Raw genomic sequence first — 6,383 nt, forward strand, 5'->3', positions numbered from 1 at the left:
CGACCATGCCCATCTGCGTATCGGCGGGCATTTCCGAGATCTCGCCCCAGGCATAGGCGAAGAAACGCAGCTTGCGGCTCGCCGTCACCCTGGCGTCGAGCTGGCGGAGCGAGCCGGAAGCCGTGTTGCGCGGGTTGACGTAGAGCGGCTTGCCGAGCGCCGCCATCTCGGCGTTGAGAGCGGCGAAGTCGGATTTCGCCATATAGATTTCGCCGCGCACCTCGACGATGTCAGGCGCAGCGGCGGGCAGCGTCTGCGGGATCATGCCGATGGTGCGGATATTGGCAGTGACGTTTTCGCCCGTCGTGCCGTCGCCACGGGTCGCCGCCGTCACCAGCCGGCGGTTCTCGTAGCGCAGCGACATGGAGAGGCCGTCGATCTTCGGCTCGGCGGTAAAGGCAATCGAATTATCGGGCAGCTGCCCGAGGAAGCGATAGACCGAGGCAACGAAATCGCGGGCGTCCTCGTCGGAAAACGTGTTGTCGAGCGACAGCATCGGCCGGGCGTGAACGACCGGCTGGAAGGTGACGGACGGCGCCGCCCCCACCTTCCGAGACGGGCTGTCCTCGCGCACGAGTGCTGGAAAGAGCGCCTCGATCGCATCGTTGCGCCGCTTCAGCGCGTCGTAGTCGGCATCCGAAATCTCCGGCGCGTCCTGACCGTGATAGAGCGCGTCGTGCCGGGCCAGTTCGGCCGCGAGAAAGGCGAGCTCCGCCGCCGCTTCCGTTTCGGTGAGGTTTTCGACGGGTTTCAGTTCGTTGGACATACGCAAGGACTCCGGATTCGGAGTCGTTTTTACTGCATGATTCCTTAAATCGGAATCGATTTGGACAACATCATGCAGGAATTCAAAGTGCCACAGCGACCTTCGTCGCGTCCTTTGGGCGCGCGGCGCCGTAAGCAACCACTGCAACAGAAAAGTGCTAGCGGCTAGCCGTTACCGGCGAGCAGTCGGGCGGCAGCCGCCCTTGCCTCTTCGGTGATCGAGGCACCGGCAAGCATGCGGGCGATTTCCTCGGTTCTGGCCTTGTCGTCCATACGGGCGACGCGGGTAGAGATCATCTCCGACTTTTCGGCCGAAGGCCCCTTGGAGATCAATAGGTGCGTTGCCGCGCGAGCCGCGACCTGCGGCGCGTGGGTGACGGAAAGCACCTGCACGGTGCCCGAAAGACGCTTCAGCCGCTGGCCGATGGCGTCGGCCACAGCACCACCAACGCCGGTGTCGATTTCGTCGAAGACGAGAGTCGGCGCCGAGCCGCGATCGGCAAGCGCCACCTTCAGCGCCAGCAGGAAGCGGGAGAGTTCGCCGCCTGAAGCCACTTTCATGATCGGCCCCGGACGGGTGCCGGGGTTCGTCTGGACGTGGAACTCGACGAGGTCGATGCCTTCGGCCGTCGCTTGGGCCGGGTCGCTCTGCACTTCCACCATGAAGCGCGCGCGCTCGAGCTTGAGCGCCGGCAGTTCGGCCATGACGGCGGCGGAAAGGGCGGATGCCGTCCGGTGACGCTTTTCCGAAATCGAGCGCGCCGACGCGTCGAAGGCTGACCTGGCGACGCCGACCTGCCCTTCAAGCTGCTTCAACTTTTCTTCGCCTGCGTCAAGATCGGCCAGATCGGAGATCATGCGCGCAGCCAGCGCCGGCAACTCGGCCACCGGCACGGAGTATTTGCGGCTGGCGCCGCGAAGGGCGAACAGGCGTTCCTCCACCCGCTCCAGCTCTTTCGGGTCAAATTCGGTGTTGCGCAGCGCCCGCTCGACGGACATCTGCGCATCCGAAAGCTGGTTCAGCGCCCCGTCGAGCAACTCGACCGTTTCTTCGAGCAGGCCCGGCGCTTCCTGGCTCTTGCGCTCGAGACGGCGCACCAGCGAGGCGATCAGCGGAACCGGCGAAGCATTGCCGTTCAGGAACTCCGAGGCTTCGTTGATGTCGCCGGCGATGCGCTCGGCCTTCATCATCCGCGCCCGGTTCTCGGCGAGCTCGTCTTCTTCGCCGTCGCGCGGGCTAAGCTTTTCCAGCTCTTCCACGGAGGACCGCAGATAGTCAGCCTCGCGCGCGGCCGCCTCGACGCGCTCGCGGTGCTTCTTCAGTCCGCGCTCGGCGTCCTTCCAGGCCCGGAAGAGGTTGCCGACATGCTGCGCCTCGTCGGCGGTGCCGCCGAAAGCATCGAGCAACGTACGGTGCGCGTCGATATCGACGAGCGCACGATCGTCGTGCTGTCCGTGAATTTCGACAAGCGTCTGCCCGAGCTGGCGCATCAGCTGCACACTGATCGGCTGGTCGTTGACATAGGCCTTGGTGCGGCCGTCGGCTGATTGCACGCGGCGGAAGATCAGATCGCCGTCGTCGTCGATGCCGTTTTCACCGAGCATCAGCCGCGCCGAATGACCGGCCGGCACGTCGAAGACCGCCGTCACCTGCCCCTTGTCCGAACCGTGGCGCACCAGCGAGCCGTCACCACGGCCGCCAAGCGCCAGCGACAAACTATCGAGCAGGATGGATTTGCCGGCACCGGTCTCGCCGGTCAGCACCGAGAGCCCGGCGTCAAAAGCCAGATCAAGCCGTTCAATCAGGACGATATCGCGGATCGAAAGCTGGGCGAGCATCCGGGGTTAAATCTTCCTTGACGGGCGCTGACGAAATCAGGCGCCGATGAGGTTCTTGGCAGCGCGCGAAATCCACGAGTTGCCGCTTTCACGCGGCTCGAGGCCACCCGACTGCAGCAGCTTGAAGGAATCGGAGTACCACTGGCTGTCCGGATAGTTGTGGCCGAGAACGGCGGCAGCGGTCTGCGCCTCTTGGGTCACGCCCATCGAGTAATAGGCCTCGGTCAGGCGCGCCAGCGCTTCCTCCACCTGGTTGGTGTTCGGATACTGCTCGATCACGACGCGGAAGCGCGAAACGGCGGCAAGGTATTCCTTGCGCTCGAGATAGTAGCGGCCGACCTGCATTTCCTTGCCGGCCAGCTGGTCGCGGGCAAAACGGATCTTCGACTTGGCGTCGTCGACATATTCGGAGTCCGGATAGCGATCGACGACGGCCTGCATGGCCTCGATCGCCCGCATTGCCGGCTTCTGGTCCTGCGTTACCGCCGGGATCTGCTTGGTATAGGCCAGGCCCTGGATGTACTGCGCATAGGCCGCGTCTTCGGACTGCGGATAGAGATTGAGGTAACGACCGGTGGCGTTGATCGCCTCCTGGTACTGCCCGTTGCGGTAGGAAACGAAGGCATTCATCACCAGCGCCTTGCGGGCATATTCCGAGAACGGATGCTGGCGGTCGAGCGCTTCGAACTTGCGCGACGCTTCCGTCGTCTTGCCGGCGTTGAGGTTGGCAAGACCTTGATTATAGAGCACTTCCGGTGGATCGGTTTCCGCCGTCAGCTTGGTGATGTCGATATCGGGATCGTTCTGGCAGGCGGTAATCAGGGCGCTGCCGGCAATGGCCGCAACAATCACGGCCGCCACGCGCGCTGACTTTCTCAGATCAACAGAAACTGCAAGAACCATCGGATATTCCCGTTCCATTCTGCGGGCTTGGACCCCGCCAGACATGCGCTTTTAGAGCAAGTTACCTTGAGACCGCAACGTCATGATCGGTGATTCATGCAAATTTGTGGCGGCCCTATCATGAAAATGCCGGCCTTTCGGCCGGCGACTGGAGGAGATTGTAACTTTTTTTGTTATGCGGACCAAGGCGCGAAGCCCGGAACTGCAACGGCAACCATATCGCGCGCGCGGGTACGCTGACGCGGGGTCGCCGTTTCGACGACTTCGTAGGCCGTCGGATCGCTGAGGAGCGCCTTCAGCGCGTTGGCGTTCATCTTGTGGCCGCCGCGATAGGAGCGGTAGCAGCCGATGAACGGGGCACCGGCGAGCGAGAGGTCGCCAACCGCATCGAGCGTCTTGTGGCGAACGAACTCGTCCGTGTAACGCAGGCCCTCGACATTGATGACGGCGTTGTCGTCGGAAATGACGACCGAATTTTCGAGCGAGGAGCCGAGCGCAAAGCCGGCGGCCCAGAGGCGTTCGACATCGCGCATGAAGCCGAAGGTGCGGGCGCGCGACAGCTCTCGCTTGAAGACCGACGGCGTCATGTCGCCCTTCCAGGACTGGCGGCCGATCAGCGGGCAATCGAACTCGATCTCGACCTCGAAGCGCATGCCGTCATAGGGCGTGAACTCCGACCAGGAGGCGCCCGATTCGATGCGGACCGGCTTGACGATGCGGATGTAGCGACGCTTGACCGCAAGGGCACGAACGCCCACCAGCTCGATCGCGTCGATGAAGGGTTCGGAGCTGCCGTCCATGATCGGCATTTCAGCGCCATGAACTTCGATCGTCAGGTTGTCGAGGCCGAGCGCGTAGATGGCAGCCATCACATGTTCGATCGTGGCGATCGAGGTGGCCGGCGACATGCCGAGAACGGTGCACAGATCAGTGTTGCCGACCTGCGAGGAAACCGCCTTGTATTCGCTAACCCGGCCGTTTGCCTGGATGCGCTGGAAAACGATGCCCGCATCGGCTTCGGCCGGGTGGAAGGTGATCGACACTTCCGCACCCGAATGAACGCCGATACCCTTCAGCGTTACCGGGCTTGCAATCGTCGTCTGAAACCCGAGCAATTCGATTCCCATTCTCGTCACTTTCAATACTTGTGGCCGATGGCCAAAACCTGCCGGTGAACGCAGCAATCTTCAGGGCACAAGCAAGGCACCCGAGAGTCTCGGAGCAAAGTCCGATCCTCTGCGTTTCGAACAGACAGCGCTTGATCGAATCGCATGCGTCCCCAATTTCGAGTCTGAAAATAAGAGTTTGGAGGCACCATTCCAAATCACTGTTCGTTTCGCTTTGTTACGTATTTGCGACGGTCCGTAACACAGGATCAAACATCTGAAATGATGAAGAAAATGCAAAAATGCCCGGGCAGTTGCCCGGGCATTCGGCAAGGTGAAGGAACGGGCCTTCCAATCAGTTCGACTGACGGCGCAGGAACGCCGGGATTTCGAGCTGATCATCTTCGTGCGGGCGCGCCTGCTGCGAAGCGCGACCGTGATCGTCAAGCTGGCCGCGACGCGGCGCATAGAGGCTCGCTTCCGGCGAGAGCGGCCGGCGCTGCTGGGAAGCAGCGGTCGGTGCAGACGCCGTCATGTCGGCGGCTGCAGGGGTCTGTTCGCGGTCACGCAGGCCAAGCGAGCTGGTGATGCGGTTGAGCAGACCCATCGGGCCGCGCTCTTCCTGCATCGGAGCTGCCGGCTGGGCGCGGCGGTCCATCTCGGCCTTTACGACCGGCGGAAAGTCTTCGACCTTCGGCATGCGCACCTGTTCCGGCTGCTGACGCATGACCGGAGCGACAGACTCCTGGCGCATGACCGGCTGCGGCTGCGGCTGGACCTGAACCGGCTGCATCTGCGGCTGCGGCTGGCGCATGACCGGAGCGGCTTCTACCGGTGCTGCGCCGGCGAAAAGCTTGCTCTGGGGGCGAAAGTTCTCTTCGTGCATCGGCTGAACCGGAGCCTGGGCCTGTGCCTGGGCAGCGCGGGTCGCGATATCCAGTTCCCGCTCCATTTCGGCTTCGCGGATGGCCGCTGCGATCTGGTCGGCAGTTGCCTGCTGCTGCACCGGCTGCTGAACCGGCTGAGCGACCGGCTGCTGCATCACCGGCTGGTGAACCGGGGTCGGCTGATGCTGGGCAACCGGCTGCGGCTGCTGGGCCGGAATGGCGGCGGACGGCCGAACGACCGGCTTGGCGGCTACCGGACGAAAGTCGGCGGAACGACCCGCCACCTCCGCAGCCGTACGGTCGATGCCGGTGGCGACGACCGAGACGCGGATGAGGCCTTCGAGTTCTTCGTCGAACGTCGCGCCGAGGATGATGTTGGCATCCGGGTCGACTTCTTCGCGAATACGGGTTGCAGCTTCGTCGAGTTCGAACAGCGTCAGGTCGCGGCCGCCGGTGATCGAGATCAGCAGGCCCTGGGCGCCCTTCATCGAGGTTTCGTCGAGCAGCGGGTTGGCGATCGCGGCTTCGGCAGCGGCCAGTGCGCGGCCTTCGCCCGAAGCTTCGCCGGTACCCATCATCGCGCGGCCCATCTCACGCATTACCGAACGGACGTCGGCGAAGTCGAGGTTGATGAGGCCTTCCTTGACCATGAGGTCGGTGATGCAGGCAACGCCCGAATACAGAACCTGGTCGGCCATCGCGAAGGCGTCCGCAAAGGTCGTGCGGTCGTTGGCGATGCGGAAGAGGTTCTGGTTGGGGATGACGATCAGGGTGTCGACCGACTTCTGCAGTTCGGCGATGCCCTGGTCGGCGAGACGCATGCGGCGCGCGCCTTCGAAATGGAACGGCTTGGTGACGACGCCGACGGTCAAAATGCCCTTGT

Annotated in this window: 4 protein-coding genes and 1 pseudogene; all 5 read right to left on the bottom strand. The window is 63.3% G+C overall.

Translation table 11 applies throughout. From position 1 onward, the window contains the following. Positions 1–766: pseudogene (locus I8N66_RS35265) on the bottom strand (NAD-dependent DNA ligase LigA); the annotation flags it as partial. 164 nt (positions 767–930) lie between these two features. Beyond that, positions 931–2,604 carry a DNA repair protein RecN gene (recN, locus tag I8N66_RS35270; protein WP_113540710.1) on the bottom strand — a complete coding sequence of 558 codons (1,674 nt, stop codon included), beginning with the start codon at positions 2,602–2,604 and terminating at the stop codon, positions 931–933. A 36-nt stretch (positions 2,605–2,640) separates the two neighbouring features. Then, entirely contained in the window at positions 2,641–3,507 is an 867-nt protein-coding gene (locus I8N66_RS35275) for an outer membrane protein assembly factor BamD (protein ID WP_113540711.1), read from the bottom strand. A 173-nt stretch (positions 3,508–3,680) separates the two neighbouring features. After that, the gene (gene lpxC / locus I8N66_RS35280; protein WP_291164552.1) at positions 3,681–4,634 is read right to left on the bottom strand and encodes a UDP-3-O-acyl-N-acetylglucosamine deacetylase; all 954 of its coding nucleotides are present in this window, start codon (positions 4,632–4,634) and stop codon (positions 3,681–3,683) included. Between the two features lie 334 nt (positions 4,635–4,968). Then, a partial coding sequence (locus I8N66_RS35285; protein WP_291164555.1) for a cell division protein FtsZ occupies positions 4,969–6,383 on the bottom strand: 1,415 nt, incomplete at its 5' end.

The organism is Ensifer sp. SSB1 (assembly GCF_016652895.1).
In the GTDB taxonomy this organism is placed as follows: Bacteria; Pseudomonadota; Alphaproteobacteria; order Rhizobiales; family Rhizobiaceae; genus Ensifer.